Below are 20,481 nucleotides of genomic sequence, written 5' to 3' on the forward strand. Positions count from 1 at the left end.
AGATTTTTGAATAAGTATGTTTAATTCAAAAAGTTTTTTTGTGTTCGGTTGGAAGGAGCATTAAAGTTTGAAAAAGTGTGCATATTTCAGAATCAACTCGGCTGAATCCCCGCTCCTTGGCAGCAGTCCCGTTTGCGATAGATGAGATAAGCCGCATCTTCCCCGCCGGAAGCCCAGGTTTTGCCGGAATGCCAAAGCGAAGTTGAGGCGCCCATCGGATAACAGCATCGTCCGTCTCGTTTACCGGTGGTACGTGACGGATACATCATTTGTGTTCGATAGACACGCTTATCCATGATCGGTTCGAGATAAGGGCCGCATTGGCCTTTTTCTCCGTAAGCGGCCCATTGAAGACCGGAGCGATGGAGCTTCATCGTGAAGCGGGCGACAAGAAGAGATGAGGCCTGCGGAAAGTGAACATGAGAGCCGACCCAGCCGGTTAGCGGGAAGATTCCGCCGTGGCAGTCGGCGCACCAATAGAGCTCAGAAACCGGGAGGGAAGACGTTGCCGCCACGCAGTCTGCGGCGCAGGCTGCGGCAGCCGCAGGATTAGCAAAGAGCGAAGCGTCGGGATTTAAGAAGAAGGTGGTGACCGAATCATCCCAAAGCGGATCGAGTTCTGTCATATAGGCTAAATCCCATGCGGACTGTTCCAGGCATTTAGTGTCTAGGAGGACTTCAAGAATAAAAAGCCAAGGCGTGAAGTACCAATGCACCTGATAAAAGGAAGAGCGCTGAGCTGAAGTCGATTTATTGGGCGTACGGCCGTGAGCAGGCGCTCTTATGCCGACATTTAATTCCATGCCGCCGAGCGACGGAAAGCAATAAGGCGTGCGGACGACCTCGGCGGTTCTTAACGGTTCCCAGAAGGACATATTAAGACCGACAGTGATATTGGCGCCGGAGGCACAAAGACAAAGACGATTGGCATCGGTTTCGGGATCGGCATTCTTACCCGAAGAAAGCGTGACGCCGCCGAGCTTGATCGGAAAAACACAGCTCCAGCAGACATCCGTAATCGGATTGATGATTCGGCCTTCGCAGTTTCCTGCAGAAGCGGAAGCTGCAAAACAGAAAGATAAAAGGAGCATTAAGAGAGAGCGTTTCATCACTGAGGCATCAAAGAAAGGAGTTCGGACAATTGGTCGGGCGCAAATTCGGCGCCGCTCGGACCTTCCGGACCATTAAAGAGAAGAGCAGGGACGGCTTCGATTCCAAAGACGCGGACTAGGGCGCCGCCTTGATCAAAGAACACACGGCGATGGAGCTTTTCGGAGACGTCTGCCGGCGCGCCGTTCACAAGGACAACCCGCAGATCTTTCTGCGACTCAAAGAGTTTCTGCGCGACTTTCAGAGATTGGACGTCGGTTCCATCAACAAAAAGCAGTGAACGAGAAAGGTTCGGCATTGGGATGGACTGAGCCTGACGAAGAAGAGATTCCGGCAAAGTCTCGGGAACAGAAGCAGACAATTCCCATACTCGCAGTTCTGTGGCTCTCTTCAATCCGACAACTGGTGTCGGGTGTTCGAGCTCTTTGGAAATACGGTTTTTGTTTTGGTTGAAACGACGATCGTATTCACCGGACACTTTCATTGCACCGACACGAGATTTAAAAGCTTCGAGAATGTCGGGTTCGGAAATATCGTGCAATGGACCGAGCGGTTCGAGGATTTCGACTTTGGGTTTAAGTGCGGTTTCCTTAGCGTAGGGTTTTGCGACACTAAAGCTCACCGATGGTTCGCTCGAAGCAACGCTGTAGGCAGAAATGCAAACGACGGAAGAGACGACAGCGCAAGTTGAAAGAATGACACGGGTTAGTTTCATGACAATCTTCGGCCATTAAAAGAGAGGATGAGCTTTGCCGCTGAAGCGGCAGCGGTCGATCAAGCCGAAAGCTTCATAACGGCTGTCATAAGAATCTTTGTGCGTTCCGCGCACAAAGTATTGGTCTTCCCCTAAAACCTGAGGCTGAGTGGCTACTAAAGGATTGCCGTTCAGAGCGCGTTCTTTAGCGGTGGTGAGTTCTTTGCCGTCGCAATAGAACGTACGGTTCTCACGCGTCAGCGTTTGGCCGGGACCACAGCCCACTTCCTTGATAAAGGTCAGACGGTAGCCTCCGACAGCTGAAGGCTTAGGTTCAAAAGCCACGTAATCTCCGACTTTGACCTCCTTTTGTCCTCGTTCAATCGCAAAGAGCTTGAACGGCAGAGAGTGAGAGCGGTTTAAAGCCAGATGCCAGCGATGGTTAACGAGGCTGAGGATTAAGAAGACAGCTAGCCAAATCCATCCGAAGCGGCGAACATGATCTTTTAGACGATGCCAAAAGACTCTCGGGTGGGCTTTCATGCGGCTCATCGATTGACTCCGCTGTTTAATCGAGCTTCGATCTGCTGAAGCTGATTGCTTTGCTGCTCGGCAGAAAGTCCGAGTTTGGCGGTAAGGTGCGTCGTGTAGTCAGGGAGCTTTGCGTTAGAGATGACGGCAGAAGAAACCAGAAGAACGCAGTCGCATTCGTTTTCTATCTGGGCAAGTTCTTCTTTGAGTCTTTTGGCGAAGTGTTCGGCTTCGCCAATAATTTCTTCTCCGCGTTTGCCTTGAGAGACAACACGGACTTCATTGGCTTTAACGACAGAATTGAGATTGACAACGGCAAAGCGGGGACGATCCAGAAAGTCGGCAATTCGGTTTTTGGCTTGATAAGCGCAGTAACCAAGCCCTAGACCGATAGATACGGCGATGGTGACGGAGAGGAAGGAGATTTTCATAGGATTGAAAGGAAATGGAATTGAACTCTTGGAGAGGTCTGAGAATTAAAGGGAAAGACAATTAAGGAATGAACTCGCCTTGACCGCGTTCTAAAAGAACCGCTTCGATGGCTTTTCTCATCGACAGTCCTTCCTTGCGGAAGCGATTGATATCGCTGATGTCCTTCGGATGCGTACTCATGACCAACAGAGAAAACGGATCGAGAATCAGACGATTCACAGAAGTCGGCGCATCGCCGATCTTGACCAACACTTCGGAATAAACATCCCTCAGACCTTTAAGAGAACGGAGCTGCTGGAATTCATAGTCGTCTAAGCCGAGCTGGGATTCCTTTTCGCATTCACTCAAGACGGATTCTTTGAGCTTCATGATGAACTTGCAGTCGGCGTTGTCTAACGCTGCTTTAGCAGCAGAACTTTTCCAATAGTCTCCCGGTCCTTGCGTACCGGTAAAGAAAGCGCCGTTTAATTTACGGGCACGGCGGTAGCCGGCCTCAATAAACTTAGAAGAATGTCCTCGGACCATTAAGTCCCAGGCTTCATCGATGATGACAAGTTTGGGCTGGGAACGCTCGCCTCTTCGCATCTCAACGTCTATGAGATACATCAAGAGCATTAGTACAACAGCTTGAAGAGACTTCTTGGTGTTGAGCTGTTCCAGCTCAAGCACAATGAAGTGATTGTCAAAGTCGATATTGGCTTCTCCTTCAAAGAAGGAGGCATAAGCTCCGCCTTGTGCGTAAGGCATGAGTTTGACGCCGAGGTCGACAAGACGGGGATCGTCTAGTGTCTTCTGCTCTTCTGTAGTTAAAGAAGCGTAATAGGCTTCCCAATCAGGATCATTAAGACGAGGATGAGCACCACCTAATCGTCCGTTATGAAGCAGTGATCGAGTGAGGTCGGTAATCGCCGGAACTTTGTTCAGCGCTTTGGCTTCATACCAAATATGACGGATATGGATCTGAAGATGCGAGAGCATTAAGTCATCGAGCTGTTCGTTCGAAGACGCCATCTGAGCAATCAGAGGCAGGACTAAGTCCATATCGGCTTCGATGTTCTTTGTCACCGACAGAGGATTAAGACAATCGATCTTGCCGTCCGGACGCGGAGTATCCGAGAGTTCTATCCATTGGCCGTTGACGCAGTGGCAGAGTTTTTCGTAGCTTCGGCCGATATCGATGACCCACACACGACCGTTGGAGCAAAGTGTTCCGAGGGCCAGAGAGTTCAGCATGACGGATTTACCGGATCCGGAGGATCCCGTCACGATGCCGTTGTAGTTGCCATGAGGATTAGCAAAAGGATCAATGTGCGTGATCTGACCTCTGCGCGAGAACAACGAAAGGATCGGTGTCGGCAGCAGATGGCCGGCACGCGTGCCTGAACCTTTCCAGTCTCCGAGCAACGGCATTGTATTGGCGGCGTTGGCGCTCGTCTTCGTTGATGAACGTTTGGCAAGCTTGACGTCATGGGCCAGCAGCGGGCCTCCGGTCATTGGTAAAGAGGCCATTAAGCCTTGAAGATGCATTAAGTGATCTTGCATAAGCTCAATCGACATCTTTTTGAAGATCCCGATTGCCGTTTGAACTTCATGGGTGACGTTCTCGGTCGTCGGGAAGATCATGACTTGGTGCGAGAGCTGGACTAAGCCTTCACCGTGCTCAAAAGACTGCACAGCTGCTCTCCAATCTCTGGCTTCCTCTTGAAGCGTCGGAATAAAGCGGGCAATTTCCGTAGCAGACATTTGTTCTGCTCGAGCGCTTTTAAGCTGAGCGTAGCTTTTGCCTTTTTCATAAGACGTTTTAGAGAGATAAGTCGTAATGAGGAACGGACTAGAGAAGCCTAAAGAACCTTCCACATCTCCAGCAGCCCGAGCCATCTTGTCTAATGAGAAGCTTTGCGGATAGCCGTGCGGTGAAAGGCTCACTGCTTTGATGATTAAAGGATGATGAGCAGAGCGGAAGATAATCCCATCTTCTTCTACCGAAATGGTGGTGTCGTGAGAGACCATTTGGGCTCGAGGTTCTCGGGCAGTATCGACTTCGGAAAACGACCATGCGCCGTTCACAAAAAGCTGAGGATTAAGAATGAGGGATAGGGTGTGAACCAAAATCCGCTCATCCCAAACAAAGGGCGCGAAATGCCATTGGTTCAAGGTCGAAACCATGACCTTGCGAACCAAAAGTGCATTGTCTCTGGCCTCGGAAGCAAAAGGATCCCTAGCAGGGATGACAACCGAAATCCAGCAGCGAAGATTGCGGCCGAGGATGGGCAGCCCCGGATGGGGCGCCTGAGCCGCAGAGCGAGAGAGAAACTTTGCCTTGGCTTGTGTCATGGCGGACAGCAAATCCTTTTGCTCGGCGCGTGCCGGCGTGTCTTCCGGTGTCGGACGAAGGGTTTGGCTTCGGACAAGTTCGACAAGAGGTTCGATAAACGGAGATCCGAAAAGACTCACCTGAACCCCGGTTCCGTCCGGAAGGATTGATCCGATCATGTGCTCAAGGCTTTTTGCCATATTTAAGGACGTTCCCGTTTGGGGTGTCACTTCAATGACAAAACCCAATCCTTCAAACGATCCGTCGGGTGCGGCAATGACACAGAGCTTGTCGCTTTCTTCAAACTGGGCGTAGGGCAGTTCGTCGGCGAAGCGGTCAATGCGTAAAGGCGCTTTGCGGCGTGTCGGAGTAGCACCTGGGTGCGCCTTAAAGTTCGGTTTTAAGTCTTGAAAGGCAAACAGAGAGGCCGCAGAAGACAGGAAGTTTTTGAGCTTCATGGGAAAGAAAAGGACGATTAAAGGAAGGACGGATTAAGGTTTGCCGGTAAAGCCGAAAGCGGGAAGCTGCTTGAGCTTTTCTTTTTTGGCTTCGTTGGGATCCTGAGGCTGGTCGGAAGACAACGGATAAACGGGTTTAGACAAGCGGGAAGACGAGACAAGTTCATTGACACTGTCGGTTGTCCAGCCGCCGTTCTCTAAACGGACATAGAGATACCGCTGGTCATGCAGGTCGCCCAACTTATCGTGGAAGGGTGCGAGCCAAACGCGAAGAACAGTTTCAGGCTTCCTCCAGGGGCGCGCCGGAACAATCGTGACAAAGTCGGAGGTCCGTTCAACGGCGCCCGTTTGCACTTGCTCAACAGAAACTTCTGTCGAGACGGTCGTTACTTTCTCTTTGCCCTTAGTTTGATTTGGTTCAAAAAACGGCTGGACAAAGTCTTCTTCCTCAGAAGCGGCTAATAGGACAGGCGTTGTCGGATTGTTTTCTTCATAGACTTGAGAGATGTTTCTGCAGGATGGGCCTTCGGAGAGATCAGCACAGGCAAAGTCCGTCTTTGCATTAGAAAATCCTGTGAGCGATCCGCAACCGGAAAGCATTAGCGCTGCAGAAACCGCAGAGACGATTAAGGAGAGACGTTTCATTTAATTTCCTTGCACGGGTACATTGATAAACGCCTCAAGTTTGTCGAGCGGAAGGGCGCCGGCGGTTCGGTCTCCGGCTTCATTGATCAGCGTCGGAGTTCCGCCGATGCCGTGCTGTTTAGCCAAAGCAAGGACATCGTTTACAGGAGACGGACAAACCGGATTGTCGGCAATGGCTTTGAGCATCGGTTCGCCTTTTAAAGCGGAAGAAAGAGCTTTAGACGGATCTTTAGCGCACCAAACCGCATCGGACTTGCCGCGAGCTTCCGGGTGAATCGATTCCAGCGGGAAGAGGAATGTGTAGACGGTCACGTCTTTTAGGGATTCAAGTGTGGTTCCGAGTTTGCGGGAAAACGGACAATCCACATCGGTAAAGACAGCAAGTTTTCTTTTGCCGTTGCCGTAAACCGTTTTTACCGCTTTGTCCAGTGGTAAAGAATCAAAAGCGATTCTTCTCAAATCTTTAAGACGCTTGTCCGTTAAGTCTTCGCCTCGATCCATATCTAAGAGACGACCGGAAAACACAAATCTTGCGGTCTTGTCAAAGTAGATCACTTCTTTACCGACGGTGGCTTCAAAGATGCCTGCCAGCGGCGTCAGCCGATACGCAAGAACTTTAGTCTTGGGATAACGGGTCTTGAAGTTCTCCGCGGCAGTCTTCAACTCGTCGGCTTGGCCGGCGATTAAAGGAACAGACGGCGGATTGGACTCTTTAGAGGCCGGAGTATCAGAAACGTCGTGTTTCTGAGGTGCAGAAGTTTTAACGGCAGAAACTGTCTGAGCCTTAAAGTCGGGATTGACGCACGCACCGGAAGCAAAACTCGAAATCGGTGCGGCAAGTCCCATTGAGATTAGGACGGTTAGGAGGGAGGATGGTTTAAACATGGCAAAAAATTAAGGTTTGGTATTTCGTTCAATGGACAAGCCGTTGGAGATGACAATCTCGACATTGCGTCCGGAATCCACTTCAAGAACCGGGAACATGTCGCTTGCGAGCTTTAAGTAGTAATCAGTGATTCGATCCATGGCGTGTGTGGCGCCTTCTCCGAATCCCGCTTTCCAGGGATTAGTGACCGTAGTAGAAACGGTTCCGGTAATGGAAGTCGTTTGATTCTCAGAAGCTAAAGACACAGCCTTGCCGAGACCGGCTAAGGTTCCGGTAAAAAGCGCATTCGCGATGGCTTGTCCGCTCTTAGTGACTAAGCGGGCACGAAGACCCGTTTTACCGTCTTCGCCGGAGACATATCCTTGAATCTTTTTATCTACGGCTCCTCCGTTTTCATCGATACAAGACAAGCGGTCAAGACGAATCAGCACACGTTCGCTCGCTAATTCTCCGGTTGCATTGGCGGTCACAAAGCAGCGCTTAATACCGGATCGATAGAGATTAGGCATGACTGCTGAATCTGTGAGCTCTAAAAGCACGGGAACCGGATTGCCTGAGCCTTGTCCTCTGGTCGGCGCAGTGGCGCCGTTTAAGAGGCGAGCTTTAGCAAACGTGCCGCTCGGCAGATAAGACAAGGTTTCAGGTTTTGCTTTAGCCGGCAGCGTTCCGAGAACATTAGAAGGACTGGGAGCAGAGCCGAAATTGTTGATGACAAGACGAGGCGCCGGAGAAGAGGCCGGGGCATCCTGCTGCTGGCGAGAATATCTGCCTTGAGGCTGATTTCCGCTTGTAAAGCCTGTCTTCTTGCTGATCGGCTGCTTTCCGAGAATCTCGGAAGGCGGCCAGCCGTCTTCCGACGGAGCGGCCTCGGTAGGACGATTAGTCTTAGGAGCGTTCTTTTCTAAGAGCGCAATACGATCTTCTAAGCGTTTCTTATCGCTTTGAAGTTTGGCTTCTCTCTGCTTTGCTTCTTTGGACTCTCTTTCTAAGTTCAGTAAGCGATCGTTGTAGATCGCCTGATGCTGTTCATAGTCCGCTTTAGACGGAACCATCGAGATTTGTGTAGTGCTTGTGATCTGAGGGGCTGCAGCCGGCTTTTTGTTATCAGAGTAGTAAGAAGAAAGCATGGCCACGGCAAAAAGTGCGCCTAAGATAATTAGCGTCCAGGTGATTTGTTTCTTTCTTCGCTCACTTTCAAAATAACTCTTAACGCTCATCTTGCGGACCTCACTAACCAAAGATCTGCAGATGCACCGGGCGCAAGATCAGAAGCTTCCGTAGCAACGGCCAAGACACCGTTTCTCCAAAACTCCGGTTCACGAACCGTCTGTTTGTGTTTTGTACGATTCAGGATGCGATAGCGTTCAAGTCTCAGCCCTAAGACATTCCAAGCCCTGACAGGCTGAGCGTGGAGATAGACGCCGGCAAGCGTGCCTCCGAGCACTTCGCCCTCGGAGTCCCGCAATTGCGGGATAAGTTTTAGCGCAGTCTGGATTCGCTCTTCATAGGGAAGACTGGAAAGTTCAGACGGCACGGACGGATCATCAAAAGAAGAGAAGGTTCCGGATTCTTTCAAAGTGACGGTCTGAGCGGTCAAACGCTCTTTAGGAGAGAGCGTAATGCTGTGTGTCTGACCGGATTCAGTGACCACAAACATTCCTGTGGTTTCTTTGGTCAGCGGAACGACATACAAAGCACCGGTGGTCGGATCTTTATCGGCCTGGATCAGATTGTTGTCATAAACCGCTCGGACAATCTTGCTGTTTAACACAACAACACGGTTAGGCTGTTTATAAGCGACCGCAGCATGTACAGAGGACTGGGCTTCAGACGAAGCCGACTCTTTGGGCATCTCTTTAGCATTAAGAGAGGCGCTGAAGCCAACCACGGACTGGCAAAGAAATATGCTGAGAATGAGAAGACGATTAGGAAGGATCATTAGATTTCTCCGGTGGGCTTCATCGGTTCAAACGGTCGTTTGCAGTCGGCTTCCTGCATCGTTTCTAACCAAAGACGAGAGTTTCTGTAGGTAAACTTTACGATCCAGCACTTCTTCTGCATGGAAGTGAGTTTGTCTCCGATGAACTGGCGAACGTTGCCGCGAACAGAAATCTGCATGGTGGAGGCTCTGGTCTCCACGGCTTCTGGCAGCATATGCACGGAAGCATTTGCACTCTTCATGCGGCGTCCTTGAGCGGTTAAGAAGACTTCTGTGGCACCGCGTCGCTCAGGTGAGACGTACTGAAGCAGCTTTCTTTGGTTGTGCTCAAAGGTCTCTGGAGAATTATTAAGAGCGAGCTGCAGCGCAAAAAGTCCCATCTGCTCTAAGTACTCCGGAGAGACGCCGTTGGCATCCAGCCAGAAAGACTTCGTGATTTCTGCCGGCAGCACAACTACACGGTCTTTTTTATCAAGGACGATTAAGCCGAATGCGAGAATGACATTGACAATGAGAGACGCAGCAAAGGCATAGATAAAGAAAGAGCGCAGCGCAAGACGAGCAGAAATCTCAGTCGTATATTCTTTAACGTTCATATTCGGTTATCCGACAAAAAAGCGGCGGCTCGATGGCGGAGTGCGCTTAAAGGTTCTAAAAGGAAACTGCCAGTAGAGGTAATGAAGTCCGTATCCGGGATGACGCTTCTGTTTGAGATGGCTGTACGCCCAGATTGCAGCATAAGAGGCAATCGCACCCATCAGAAGAGAATTAACGATGATGCCGAAGGCAAGTCCCGCAATGCCGGACGCCACCAAATCAAAGTCCCAAAGCAGAAACTTTGCAGGCGCATCCAAGCGGCGAGGGACGTATTCGTGAGGATTAAAGGATTCCATGATTGATTCCTGGAAGAATCGGAAGCCCGAAAGAGCTTCGGGCAACCGAACTCAAAAGAGTTAGATCAGGGCCGTGAAGATCTGTTCAATGATCTGCGGGCCGATGAACAAAGCCATGGAAGCGGCAACGCAGCCCACGGCACCCATGATGGAGCCGCGGATGACGCCGACGCCTAAACCGACAAGCAGGAACATTAAGGCGATGGATTTACCGAGTGTGCCGGTACTCCAGGCCTTTAACATGGCGTAGAGATCCGCAAAGTGCTCCTGGCCTCCGGTTGAAGTTCCGGCCCAGGCAGCGTCCGGACAGACGGCGCTCAGGACAAAAATAGAGACGGACAGAAGAGCAGGAACAAAAGCAAAAGTTCTGTTTGTGGCGATAGATAAAGTCATTAAAAACTCCTAAAAGTTAAATAAAAGAGAAGACAAAGGCCGATTAAGGACAAAAAATCCCTCCGCAGCCGCGGCCTTTGTCAAAAAGCGACGCGGAAGGCGTTACAAAAAACTGTTTAAAAAGAGAGAATTAAGAGGTGACGTCTCTGAGCTTTTGACGTTTAGCGTTAGACATTCCTATGTAAGCTCGATACACTTTCCAGGCATACTTTTGTCGGGCATCGACGCAGTCTTGACCTTTAAGTCGGGTGCATGCGGCGTTGTAGGCACCGACGGCATCCCAAGGATGCGCGGAGCGCGTAAAGTTATCCGCCAAGATCTCAGCTCCGACTTGAACATTAAAACAGGCGTCATTGAGCAGCTCTGATTTCGAAGTCTTAAAGCGCTTGAGCCACCCGGAATTGATCTGCATCAGCCCGTAGTCTTCGCTCGAAGCATTGCGTCCCACAGCAGACGGGTTGCCGGAAGACTCCACAAAAGCAATCGCCCGAAGCAAATCCGCGTCCAGACCTTTTTCTCGAGCGACTCGGTCAAAGCAGTCTTCCGCGGCAGCAACACAAGTTCCGACAAAAGAAAGGAGCATTAAAAGGAGAAGACGTTTCATAAGTTATCCGAATCGATGGAAGTTAGAGACGATTAAATGGATGGACATGAGGAAAGCCACGTAAAAGAGCGCAGCAACCCATGCCGGTATAAACCAAGGCATCAGCATTACGGCAAAGGCACAGATCAGAAGCACGGTCGGAGACGACAAGGCGACTTGGTAGAGCGTCGGATGGTGCACCGCAAAACTCTCGTACTTCAGGCGTCTCACAACCCAAGCATCAATGACCACGGCAATGAGGATCGGAGATAAGAACGCAAACCAGCCGATCGCCAAGATTCCTCGAACGCACGACATCTCCAGCATCGCTCGCATCGAGACAAAGTACGGCGAAGACCAAAGACGCGTAAAGAATTCTTTTGTGGGTGCGTCCTTATGACCGTCAACCTCCTCGGAAGGAAGGTACGAGTCTCCGAGCAGAGCATTAAAGGTTCCGGTAACTTTGGCGCGGACGCCGTCTACGACGGGCGTCAGAGACTCAAACATCGAACCGATCTTTTGACTTGTGTCTTTCAGGTGGAGCTCCGACAAGTTCTCAAAAGACGAGGCATCATTTAATCCCGGCCACCAGATGACGGAACTTAAGACAAGGATCATTAAGAGGATTAAGAGTCGGGACAGCATCTTAGTTTTCCTCGTCGTCGATGATTACAGGGACGCGGCCCTTCATCAGATGTCCGCCGCCGAGCGAGGCAAAGAACTGAGCGTTCGGAAGCTTGCCGAGATATTCCGAAGGAATGATCTCTTCGCGCACGGCCGTGCGCTTGTGAGAAGCACCGCCTTTAAAAGAAGGTAAGCCGATATGCGTATCTGCATGGGTCGACAACGTGGTGTCGACATTGTGGATATACGTCTTACCGAAGGTCTCCGTGACGAAATCCTGAGTCTCTCGATCTTTACAGCGAAGAGCGATTAAGTTATTGCAGTTGCCGAGCACCATGCGTGCCGCATGGACAGAACCCAAGCGATGTGCCAAGTCAGGGACGGTCTGAATCGCAATCGTTGTGTAAACACCGCCCTCAGCGCCTTTATTAAGCAGTTCAATTAAGGGCTGATTGATGACGTTAGAGGCTTCGTCGACATAGAGCGAAATACGAACATCGTTAAGTCCCAGGTTGTATCGCTTTCCTGCATAAGCCGTTAAGTCGGATAAGAGCATGGAACCCACGGCAGAAGCAATCATGTTGTCCGACAAAGAGTCAAGGTTGACATAAAGGACGCCCTTACATTTAACGAGGGACTCCATATCCCAGATGGGACGCTTATCGGAAGCGTCGGACGGATCAGGAGAGAGGGATTCTTCCAGAGGGCCGCTCGTGAGCATCGCAAAGATCGGCATGAGCGTTGCGGTAATTTTGGAATAGTGCTCTTTAGAGTGATGGAAGATCTTTAAGCATTCGCCGACGACCATCGTGTGAAGATAGGTTGGCAGTACGTTTTCGTACCAAGCCACCAGAACATTAAGTTCGTGGATGGCGTCAGTGCAGTTTTCTCTTCTTGCAGGAAGGAAGTATTCGGCTTGTTCTCTCCAGTCCGTGTCAGCATGCTGTTTGACCGCTTGGAGGATTAAGGCTCGGAGAAGATCTTCAATGCCTTTGTTAATGTTCTGAGACAAGGACTTCAAAGAAGGCTTTTCTCCGAGTTCAATCATGGCGTCCGCAAAGGTCTTAATACAGGACCAGGCAAACTGCTTGAAGACGTTGTCTTCACCGGGTACGACCGACATCACGCGAGTGGCAATCTGCGCACCGGTACTGAACACCGCAGTCACATCAAAACGAATCCCATCGGTTTTAGAACGGTTTCCGGGATGGAAACGCAGCGGTTTTCCGCGGTCTGCTTTCTCGCAAGCTCGGCAAAACGCCTTGTACATACGGTCTGAACCTTTAGGATCAATGAAGATGACCGCATCGCCTCTCAGAATGGCCTGCGTCATGATGAAGTTCAGCATCACGCCTTTGCCGGCCTGAGTCGTTCCGACAATGAGAAGGCCGCCCTCAAAGTTTTTGAGGGCTCGGCGCAGTGTCTTCTCGGACGCGTCCAGCCCGTGAAGATACGACATGCCGATTTCTTCCGGCAGCTGAGTCTTGTCGTGACGATTAAAGAGACGATGCATAAAAGACGGGAGCATTAAGGTCGAGATATTGAGGCGAGACAAGTCATGGAGCTTTTGCGTGTGTTCCGGAAGCCACGTAAATCCGTACCCGATACAGACGGATTTGTCGTCAAAGTCCCCTAACGCTCTGGAAAACTTCATGAGCTCCATCCGTCTGCCGGAAAGCAGACTTCTGGCTCTCAGAATGTGAAGGCCGTTAGACAAGCGGTAGGCGCCCATCCCAAGCGTTAAAGACAGCAATGCGAAACTGAGATTTAAGGGAAGGATGTTTTGAAAACCCAGAAATGCCAGATAGGCCGACGATACAAACCACGGAAAAACCGCGGCCAACTCATGGGATCGTCTGTACGGATGGCTTCGGCGCCTCCGGATAGCAGTATCTTCTCGGATGGTGAACATTAGGAAAAGGATTAAACGTATGGTTAAAGACTTCAAGCGGGATGTATTTGTCTCGCTTGGAGCGGTAATAGACTTCGTGGTTGAGATCAAGACAAGGTTTAAGCGGACGGACTTTAGAAAACTTTTCCCCGCGGCTTAGCGCCTTGTTCCGATAACGTCTAAGACACTGGTTGAAGTATTCGGCCTTTAAAGGAAGAAGCTTTCTAGCTTTTTCCCGCCACTCGTACCATTTCTGATAAGTAATGATTTCGTGTGCGGTGTAGGTCTGACTCATCTTCTTCAGCACTTCGCGCTCTCTCGAGCGCTGGTCGGATTTACTGAGCTTTAAGACGATCTTTCGGGTGTACTTGTACGGCTCACGAGTCTGCATACGTTTAAGGCGATCTCTTTTGGCTTTAGTCGCCATAAGCTCCATGTATTCGTCGACGTAGAAATGTCGATGGCAGAGCTGGATCTTTCTGCTTTCCTTCTGTGCTGAAGTAATACACCTGGAAGATTTGTTCCTCTTTGACCTGTATTCCTTAGCTATTTCTTCCCATGTCAGCTTTTCTTTGGGTTTTACGGTGTATTCGTATTCCGGTCTTAGGTAACGGATCGGCAGATACCAGATCTTCCTGCCGTAAGGATCTTTACGGTTTTGAGGATGTTTATGGTCGCGGGAGATCACCTTTAACTTGTCAATCGTTAAGATGACGTCCGGATTGTCCATGAAGAGGGCTCTCATGGCTGCGCGAGACAACATCATTTTGTCCCAGTCCGACAATTCGTCGAATTTCTTCCTTGTTTCCGTACGGCTCAAGATGATCTTGTCTCGAGAGGGTAAATGGAGTGTAGCCATAGTAAAAAGCTTCAATAGGTATTCGTTAGGTACAAAACTCCCCCGATCGGCCGTAAAAACGGTCGATTTGGAATGTTTTGAGAATTAAAAGGAGGACGCTTAAGCGGTTAAAGCTGCTTGTATTGCTTTAGCAGAAGACTTACCTGAAGAAGGCGTCTTTGCGGGAGTTTTAGGCACCGGTTTGAGTTCTTCTTTAGCTTGAGTCGCGGCTTTAGCTATTTTTGCTGTCGGTTTGGCTGAAGCTTTTGGTTTAGCAGCTGATTTAGCCGCCTTTGCAGTCTTGTTGGCCTTGGCAGTCCGGACTACAGAAACGTCCTTTGACTTCGCGGCTTCGTTGGATGCCTGAGGGTTAGCAGACGAAAGAGCTTTTGGCTTTCGACCACGTTTAGCCCTCGGAGGATTCTGGTCAGGAGGAGCTGCGTGTGGTTTGGGCTGATCGGACGTTGCAGTATTTGCTTTAGGTTTTGCAGCAGAGGTAGGTTTTACATCACTTGGGACCTTTTGCTTTTCAGCTTGTTTGACCTTCGGTGCGGTATCTGCATTCTCAGGAGCATTAGCGGTTTGAGTGTCTGCTTTCTTTTTGCGGCCGCGTTTAGCTTTAGGCTTTTCTACATCAGTCGCAGAGGACGTTTCGGATGGGGAGCCGACAGACGGATTCTTTGAATCAGAGGGTTTGTCAGATTTGCTTTGAGCATTAGAGGAGGATGGCTTGGTTTGCTGAGCTACGAATTGAGCCCAGGTTTTAGTTGCCGCATTTTCTTTGGAATTAGCGTTAGCTTCTTGAGAAGTCTTGTTGTTCGACAAGTTGTCCGATTTATCCTTGTTCTTCAAAGAAGCCAGTCTCTTGATTTCAGCATCCATTTCCATATCGGCAAGTTTTTCCAGATGGATAGAGGATTTTTCTACAGACTCATTAAGTCTTTGAACTAACTGTTGCTGTAGCTCCGGATTGGCGACTTCTTTGCTTATCTTCGTAGATTCTTCTGTCGTTGTTTGATCAACTTTCTCGGCTGGAACGGGAGCCGTGTTTCCAGAAGCAACTGTTTTGTTTTCTTCGGAAGATTTTTCTGCAAGGGCTTCAACGACTGTAGTTTCGGCCTTTGTGTCTTGGACCGTCGGAGTTTGTACATCGGTGACAGGTGCATCAGTAGCGGGACTGACGACTGCACAAGAGTTTTCTTCATTGGCGTCGGCCTTCTTATTCCCACAAGTAATCTGTTTAGCTTCAGATTTCTTTTGAGCATTAGAAGGAGAGGATTCTTCGGAATCTATTTTCATCAAACGGTAGCCGCGTTTAGCCAGCCAACTGTGCAAGGAAAAGCATTTTCCAACACCCTTGAAGAATCTGCTTGTGTCATGACAAAGAGCATTAAAGACGAGTTTGCACGAGGCTTTAATTGCGTGCGAGGTTTGGATCGTCGGAGCAGACGGTTCTTCGGGCTTCTGAACGACGATTAAGTTAGTGTTAGACATTTCTTTTGCAGGTTCTTCAGTTTTAGTAGTTTCGGCAGACGCTTCTTCAGAAGCGGCTTTGGTAGCAGCTTCCTTTGACTTCGCCTTTTTGTTTTTGGCTTGTTTCTTCTTTACGTTGAATTCGCAGTCAAATTTTTCTTTCGCTTCTTCGAATACTCGCAAAGCATGCTCCAAATCAGCTTTACGCTGAGCGAGAATTGCCGGGGGGACTTTTGCTTCTTCGGCTTCTTTAAGTGCTCGTTCCTCTTCTTTCCAGCGCTTGCGGGCCTTTTCCATCAATTGTGCAAAGAATTCCCTTCTTTCTTTATCCTCTTCCGTTTTTGGTGCTAACACCTCCTCAAAGTAGGGCTTCAAACGTTCCATCATCAGTTTCTTGTCTTCCCATTGCCATTTGGCAACCGGCTTATAGAGACCGAGCTCTTTCAGTTTCTTATCATTAGCATTGACAGAGTGTTTAGCTTGGAGAGATTGAACGGTTCTCCCGAAATAGCTGTCATTTGCGACATAAAGAAGGAAATTATTAAAGCGAAGACCTTGTACGGGTGTAGAGACAACTTCTTTTCCGCATTTCTTATAAATTTCAATGCGGGTTGCGACTTCTTCAAAAGTAGCGCCTTCTTTCAAGTCAAAGATTCCACACTGACAGCACATTCTGAGAACCTCTTTCTCTCGCCATGTTTGGCGAGGAAAGAGTTCTTGAAGCTTAGCTGTTAAGAGAGGAAAGAAATATTCGATTACGGCATAGATTTCTCCGTCCTTGCACGTGATCGCACGTGCAACGATTTGGAGAGGTTCTTTATTGCCTATCGCATCCGACTTCCTAAGCGCTGCTTCCGGAGAGAGTTCGTTCGCGAGGAGGGCGCAAATCGCCCAGCTCAGAATCGAAGGAATATAGTGAGGCGGCTCCTCTCCTTGTCTGGCAAATTCAATTGTCATCTGCTCTCTGAGGATGGATTCTGCTTGAGAAATTAAGATGAGGATGAATTCATCCTTCACAATACTTCCGACATCTCCTCGGATAAATTTGGAAAGTAGCGCAAGGTATCCTCGCTTAAAGCTCTTTGCAAAGCGCTTTTGGAGAGATTCCGGAAGATATTTAAGGACGAGACGATTGATGTTGCCGGCGGCAGCCTCAGGATCGGGATCGACATTGTGGTAAAGCGTAAGTTCCTGTCCCTCGTGTTCCTTGAACCAATCTTCATAAGGCACTTCAAACCGAAACTCATCACCGTTCTCTGCAGCCACACAGAACGTCATTGCCGTAATGCGTAAGTTGAAGAAGAAACAGATGGTTGGAACCAAGAGTTTTAAAAGCTGTTTCTCGAACTCTTTCTGAGCCAGCGGCATCGTGAAGAACTGGATGCGCTGACGCAGAAGATTAAGCGCAATGTTGCTTAACTTTAAAGAGAAGTCAATGTAGCTTCCCGGCCAAAAGTATCCCGAACCGGAGCTCAAAGGAAGATTGCCAACGATCTTAACCAATACCTCAAAAAGCTCGGTTTGTATTCCAAGCAGATGATCGTCTCCGACCGCCTGCCTCAGCTCATTGATCAATGGCTGAACTTTATGGCGGTCAGATTGGTTAAAAGGCCTCAAGCAATCGGCGAGGGGTATAGAAGGTTTAGCCATTGTTATGGTGGTAATGAAGGAAGGACTTAAGGAAAGAATTGCAGCACTGGTTTAACTGACGGAGACTTTTACGAGCATCTTTCTGAAAGCCTTTGGGAGTATTAAAAGGAGCAAGATTCTTTGGACAGCCTTTAGCGGTCCAACTCTGATAATCAAAAGGTCCGTGACCAACCAAGGAGGCCGTGGAAAAGTGGACAAGCGGCCCAGGAGCAGCGAAGACTGATGTTTGACCGTCTTTGTGAATCAAAACCGGCCAAAGTTTGGAGGTTTTAATGTTGCGGAAGTCCGTTTGAAGATTAAAGAAAGGCAGATGCTGGAGTGTGTAAAGGACAAACAAAGCGCTCAGCTTATTCTTCAAACCAAATCGACGTTTAACCACAAAGGACATCAAGCTGACAACGTCAACAAAAGCGTAGATAAAGTCTTTGTTGGAGATGCCGACAGGGATATCCATTCCATATCCGCTCGCTCGTCCTTTGCTGATTCCGCGGTTTTTATTTAAAACCGCAGAAGAAGGATTAGAGAGACTGACTCCGGACTCAGCAGCATACTGCTTAGCAAAGTCATCCAAGGCTCCATTCATGTAGCTGTCAATCTTCTCTTTATGTTCACCGGCAGAGTCATAAAGCTCAGGAATGAGCTCAAGGGCGATCATTGGGAATTCTTCCTTGTGGACGCGAGGAGCAAGGTCACGGAGAAATTGATTCAAATGAGGATTAAGAAGAATCGGATCCTTCAAAACAGACAAAGTTCTCCAGATACGGCGAGACTGCATTTCTTCTGCTTCTTCCGGAGAGATGTCCTTCTCTTGCAAGATGAATTCAAAACGATTTACATAGCTCAAGAGGGTATGGGAAGAGAGCAGGAAAGAAAGGGCCGTGAAATAACGATGATCTCTTCTGATCTTTAAGTAGAAGAAGATGAAAGCCCAAGCAATAACGGTCTCCATGAACTGCCTGCGTGAAGCGATCTTGGAAGGCTTCATAAAACGATCTTCCAATTCGTTGTAGAGCTTTTGGTCGCCCTGGGCATAAGCTTTAAGAAGACGGATGCAATCTGCAATCGATGGAAAGATTTTCTTGGATTCAACGGGTGTTCTACCCAGCGGCACTACCTTTACGATCGGATAGGGAAGGTAGGCGGCAATAGTCTTATCAAAATCACTGTCGGAAAAAGCAACGGCAGGAACATTAAAGAGAGGAAAGCGTTTTATGTATTCTAGTGCGGCTGCGTTGATTGTGGGGATATCAGGTTTCAACCCCGTTTCCAGACAGTTTTTGTTAAAGATTTGACATATGGATTTCTTCATAGCTCATCTCCTGAATAGAGTGAATGGAATGTCCTAATGACGCATTAATGATCACCCTATAAAAGAAGACAGGGGATAGTTATGACTAACTTTAGGTAGAAACTTTTGTTAAGTGACTAAGGACAGCATTAATTCACATTAAGAGGCAAAAAAATCCCTCTGTAATGCATTATTTCTGTTTTTAGATTGAATCAAACATTACTAAAATGGTAACGTCAGGGTTACAACAAATTAGCCATGGGCTAATATGGTTTAACGTACATTACCAATTTGGTAATAAAACTAACACTACAAATGCAAATCGTCTAACTAATAGGGCAAAAAGGTTCATTACTTTTTAACTAATTTCCACTTTAGTTCCATTAGATTTACTACCATTAAAGTAGCGTTTTACCATTACAACACCAACGTTGATCCAACCATTTCGAAAAGGCACTTAACTAAAATATCTAACCCAGATGGTTAGCGGTTGAAAAAAGCTTCGGCCTTTAGCCGGCTCTCGCGGAGCCGGCCGACCCGGAACATTAAGAGAGAATGCTCAAAGAGCAAGAACCCTCAGACGTCTGAAACGTTTTCTCAAGTTAAAATTTGAAGCGAAGGCTCGGCCTCACGGCTTCGGTCAATCGATATACATCGACGGGCAAGACCTCGAACCGAGATGAAATCTCTTTCGTCGTCTTTCCTGCAGTTTGGTACCCGATACCCTGATACAGGAAAGGTTCAGAAATTCGCCTAAAACAAATCCAATTCAAAAGAACCGCCTCAGAAAGATACCTGTCGCCAAACCGTGCAGTCGATCATTAAAGGTGAGGGAGGAGATTCAGATGGGCAATACACATCCTCTTAACCACGTTCCCCTTTAGTGACTTTCTGCCGCGCCGGGTTTAAGGCCCGGAAGCATCTGTCTTCGGTCTCTCTAAAATTTCCTCTGCGCTTCTTGTCTCCTTACCAGGAAGCAGTCTGCGCAAGTTCGACACGAGGTCGAAGGTTTTCCTCAGCACGGCAAAAGCCGCTTCGAAGTGTAGGCTTCCGGGGCACAATCCATCCACCTAAGCTGCACGTGAAAATCTCGGCCGCGAAGTCGAAACTTTCCGACACTCCTCACGTCAAGAGCAGGGACGTTTCAATACATGAGTCATGTCGTTATGCAGTTCCTGAAAAGAGGAAGATCTTTTCAAGCACTTCGAAAAATCTTTGAGAAAACTCAAAGCCGCTTCGGATTTGATCGGATGAGAGCCTGAATAGTTCTTCCTGTTTCCAGACAATTTTCCGATCCGTCTGCTTAGACCTTTTAATTGGCCTTTTACAAACGGCCGAGAGTTACTAATTAAAAGTTTTACCTTTTGAACTCGGCGCCGGTGCAACCGGCTTAACTCTCGGTCTTGTTTTCTGAGCTTGCGCTCAATTTCCGTTTCTTTCTATTAACCATTAAAAAGAAAGAATCGGAACAAGAAACTAACCACGGTTCATCTATTGAATCTCCGAGGTTTCTTCTGCTCTTTTTTGAAGAACTTCAGAAGCGTTCCTTGTTGAGACGTAACTGTACAGGGGTTGGTTTGAGCGGTCTATGTAGCCCTTTGATGTATTGGGAGGGATTTTTTGAGGAATTTTTGAATTTCAGAGATATTAAAGTCTTTGGGGCCGAGGGAGGGTTTGAGGAATAGAGAAAATTTTGTTTTTACGCTTCAGTCTTACCCATGAATACATTTCTTTCAATTTATTACTTTCAGTCGGCTATTTCTTTTTCTTTCAGTAAGCTTTCCCTTAATTACCGCAATTAGTTGTAATTTAAGTTAAAGTTTGAATCGGTACTCATTG

At 48.5% G+C, this 20,481-nt stretch carries 18 protein-coding genes; all 18 read right to left on the reverse strand.

The genetic code is table 11. From position 1 onward, the window contains the following. Positions 1–92: 92 nt before the first annotated feature. Positions 93–1,109 carry a TraU family protein gene (locus tag HMPREF9439_RS09345; RefSeq protein WP_008864646.1) on the reverse strand — a complete coding sequence of 339 codons (1,017 nt, stop codon included), beginning with the start codon at positions 1,107–1,109 and terminating at the stop codon, positions 93–95. Then, on the reverse strand, positions 1,109–1,825 hold the full coding sequence (locus HMPREF9439_RS09350; protein WP_087942013.1) for a conjugal transfer protein TraW: 717 nt from the start codon (positions 1,823–1,825) through the stop codon (positions 1,109–1,111). The genes HMPREF9439_RS09345 and HMPREF9439_RS09350 overlap by 1 nt, the downstream gene beginning before the upstream one ends. Before the next feature lie 15 nt (positions 1,826–1,840). Further along, positions 1,841–2,356 carry a S26 family signal peptidase gene (locus HMPREF9439_RS09355; RefSeq protein WP_008864648.1) on the reverse strand — a complete coding sequence of 172 codons (516 nt, stop codon included), beginning with the start codon at positions 2,354–2,356 and terminating at the stop codon, positions 1,841–1,843. Next, positions 2,353–2,766, reverse strand: a complete 414-nt coding sequence (locus HMPREF9439_RS09360; protein ID WP_008864649.1) for a hypothetical protein — start codon at positions 2,764–2,766, stop codon at positions 2,353–2,355. Before HMPREF9439_RS09360 ends, HMPREF9439_RS09355 begins: the two co-directional genes overlap by 4 nt. 61 nt (positions 2,767–2,827) lie before the next feature. Further along, positions 2,828–5,539 (reverse strand): type IV secretion system protein TraC, encoded by a 2,712-nt coding sequence (traC, locus tag HMPREF9439_RS09365; RefSeq protein WP_008864650.1) that lies wholly within the window; start codon positions 5,537–5,539, stop codon positions 2,828–2,830. A 33-nt stretch (positions 5,540–5,572) separates the two neighbouring features. Then, positions 5,573–6,184 carry a type IV conjugative transfer system lipoprotein TraV gene (gene traV, locus HMPREF9439_RS09370; RefSeq protein WP_008864651.1) on the reverse strand — a complete coding sequence of 204 codons (612 nt, stop codon included), beginning with the start codon at positions 6,182–6,184 and terminating at the stop codon, positions 5,573–5,575. Next, positions 6,185–7,030 carry a DsbC family protein gene (locus HMPREF9439_RS09375; RefSeq protein WP_008864652.1) on the reverse strand — a complete coding sequence of 282 codons (846 nt, stop codon included), beginning with the start codon at positions 7,028–7,030 and terminating at the stop codon, positions 6,185–6,187. It abuts the gene before it with no gap. Positions 7,031–7,078: 48 nt separating this feature from the next. Next, positions 7,079–8,287 (reverse strand): TraB/VirB10 family protein, encoded by a 1,209-nt coding sequence (locus HMPREF9439_RS12950; RefSeq protein WP_008864653.1) that lies wholly within the window; start codon positions 8,285–8,287, stop codon positions 7,079–7,081. Further along, entirely contained in the window at positions 8,284–9,009 is a 726-nt protein-coding gene (locus HMPREF9439_RS09385) for a TraK domain-containing protein (protein ID WP_008864654.1), read from the reverse strand. Before HMPREF9439_RS09385 ends, HMPREF9439_RS12950 begins: the two co-directional genes overlap by 4 nt. Then, positions 9,009–9,605 carry a type IV conjugative transfer system protein TraE gene (traE, locus tag HMPREF9439_RS09390; RefSeq protein ID WP_008864655.1) on the reverse strand — a complete coding sequence of 199 codons (597 nt, stop codon included), beginning with the start codon at positions 9,603–9,605 and terminating at the stop codon, positions 9,009–9,011. The genes HMPREF9439_RS09385 and traE overlap by 1 nt, the downstream gene beginning before the upstream one ends. Positions 9,606–9,611: 6 nt before the next feature. Beyond that, positions 9,612–9,902, reverse strand: coding sequence for a type IV conjugative transfer system protein TraL (gene traL / locus HMPREF9439_RS09395; protein ID WP_008864656.1), 291 nt, complete (start codon positions 9,900–9,902; stop codon positions 9,612–9,614). A gap of 60 nt (positions 9,903–9,962) precedes the next feature. Then, positions 9,963–10,295 carry a TraA family conjugative transfer protein gene (traA, locus tag HMPREF9439_RS09400; protein ID WP_008864657.1) on the reverse strand — a complete coding sequence of 111 codons (333 nt, stop codon included), beginning with the start codon at positions 10,293–10,295 and terminating at the stop codon, positions 9,963–9,965. 130 nt (positions 10,296–10,425) lie between these two features. Continuing rightward, complete coding sequence (locus HMPREF9439_RS09405; RefSeq protein ID WP_008864658.1) at positions 10,426–10,899, reverse strand: lytic transglycosylase domain-containing protein; 474 nt, start codon at positions 10,897–10,899, stop codon at positions 10,426–10,428. 3 nt (positions 10,900–10,902) lie between these two features. Next, positions 10,903–11,523 carry an IncC plasmid conjugative DNA transfer DtrJ family protein gene (locus HMPREF9439_RS09410; RefSeq protein WP_008864659.1) on the reverse strand — a complete coding sequence of 207 codons (621 nt, stop codon included), beginning with the start codon at positions 11,521–11,523 and terminating at the stop codon, positions 10,903–10,905. A gap of 1 nt (position 11,524) precedes the next feature. Further along, on the reverse strand, positions 11,525–13,345 hold the full coding sequence (traD, locus tag HMPREF9439_RS09415; RefSeq protein ID WP_008864660.1) for a conjugative transfer system coupling protein TraD: 1,821 nt from the start codon (positions 13,343–13,345) through the stop codon (positions 11,525–11,527). A gap of 1 nt (position 13,346) precedes the next feature. Next, on the reverse strand, positions 13,347–14,252 hold the full coding sequence (locus HMPREF9439_RS09420; protein ID WP_008864661.1) for a hypothetical protein: 906 nt from the start codon (positions 14,250–14,252) through the stop codon (positions 13,347–13,349). A gap of 99 nt (positions 14,253–14,351) precedes the next feature. Then, entirely contained in the window at positions 14,352–17,354 is a 3,003-nt protein-coding gene (locus tag HMPREF9439_RS09425) for a hypothetical protein (RefSeq protein ID WP_008864662.1), read from the reverse strand. Beyond that, complete coding sequence (locus HMPREF9439_RS09430; protein WP_008864663.1) at positions 17,347–18,663, reverse strand: hypothetical protein; 1,317 nt, start codon at positions 18,661–18,663, stop codon at positions 17,347–17,349. Before HMPREF9439_RS09430 ends, HMPREF9439_RS09425 begins: the two co-directional genes overlap by 8 nt. Positions 18,664–20,481 lie beyond the last annotated feature (1,818 nt).

Source organism: Parasutterella excrementihominis YIT 11859 (assembly GCF_000205025.1).
GTDB classification, from domain to species: Bacteria; Pseudomonadota; Gammaproteobacteria; order Burkholderiales; family Burkholderiaceae_F; genus Parasutterella; species Parasutterella excrementihominis.

What these genes read in the sequence shown, in the direction of transcription:
- HMPREF9439_RS09405 (WP_008864658.1), bottom strand. Translation starts at nt 10,899, where the DNA reads ATGAAACGTCTTCTCCTTTTAATGCTCCTTTCTTTTGTCGGAACTTGT.
- HMPREF9439_RS09360 (WP_008864649.1), bottom strand. Translation starts at nt 2,766, where the DNA reads ATGAAAATCTCCTTCCTCTCCGTCACCATCGCCGTATCTATCGGTCTA.
- HMPREF9439_RS09410 (WP_008864659.1), bottom strand. Translation starts at nt 11,523, where the DNA reads ATGCTGTCCCGACTCTTAATCCTCTTAATGATCCTTGTCTTAAGTTCC.
- HMPREF9439_RS09355 (WP_008864648.1), bottom strand. Translation starts at nt 2,356, where the DNA reads ATGAGCCGCATGAAAGCCCACCCGAGAGTCTTTTGGCATCGTCTAAAA.
- HMPREF9439_RS09345 (WP_008864646.1), bottom strand. Translation starts at nt 1,109, where the DNA reads ATGAAACGCTCTCTCTTAATGCTCCTTTTATCTTTCTGTTTTGCAGCT.
- traL (WP_008864656.1), bottom strand. Translation starts at nt 9,902, where the DNA reads ATGGAATCCTTTAATCCTCACGAATACGTCCCTCGCCGCTTGGATGCG.
- HMPREF9439_RS12950 (WP_008864653.1), bottom strand. Translation starts at nt 8,287, where the DNA reads ATGAGCGTTAAGAGTTATTTTGAAAGTGAGCGAAGAAAGAAACAAATC.
- HMPREF9439_RS09420 (WP_008864661.1), bottom strand. Translation starts at nt 14,252, where the DNA reads ATGGCTACACTCCATTTACCCTCTCGAGACAAGATCATCTTGAGCCGT.
- HMPREF9439_RS09425 (WP_008864662.1), bottom strand. Translation starts at nt 17,354, where the DNA reads ATGGCTAAACCTTCTATACCCCTCGCCGATTGCTTGAGGCCTTTTAAC.
- traE (WP_008864655.1), bottom strand. Translation starts at nt 9,605, where the DNA reads ATGAACGTTAAAGAATATACGACTGAGATTTCTGCTCGTCTTGCGCTG.
- HMPREF9439_RS09430 (WP_008864663.1), bottom strand. Translation starts at nt 18,663, where the DNA reads ATGAAGAAATCCATATGTCAAATCTTTAACAAAAACTGTCTGGAAACG.
- traC (WP_008864650.1), bottom strand. Translation starts at nt 5,539, where the DNA reads ATGAAGCTCAAAAACTTCCTGTCTTCTGCGGCCTCTCTGTTTGCCTTT.
- HMPREF9439_RS09350 (WP_087942013.1), bottom strand. Translation starts at nt 1,825, where the DNA reads ATGAAACTAACCCGTGTCATTCTTTCAACTTGCGCTGTCGTCTCTTCC.
- traA (WP_008864657.1), bottom strand. Translation starts at nt 10,295, where the DNA reads ATGACTTTATCTATCGCCACAAACAGAACTTTTGCTTTTGTTCCTGCT.
- HMPREF9439_RS09385 (WP_008864654.1), bottom strand. Translation starts at nt 9,009, where the DNA reads ATGATCCTTCCTAATCGTCTTCTCATTCTCAGCATATTTCTTTGCCAG.
- HMPREF9439_RS09375 (WP_008864652.1), bottom strand. Translation starts at nt 7,030, where the DNA reads ATGGGACTTGCCGCACCGATTTCGAGTTTTGCTTCCGGTGCGTGCGTC.
- traV (WP_008864651.1), bottom strand. Translation starts at nt 6,184, where the DNA reads ATGAAACGTCTCTCCTTAATCGTCTCTGCGGTTTCTGCAGCGCTAATG.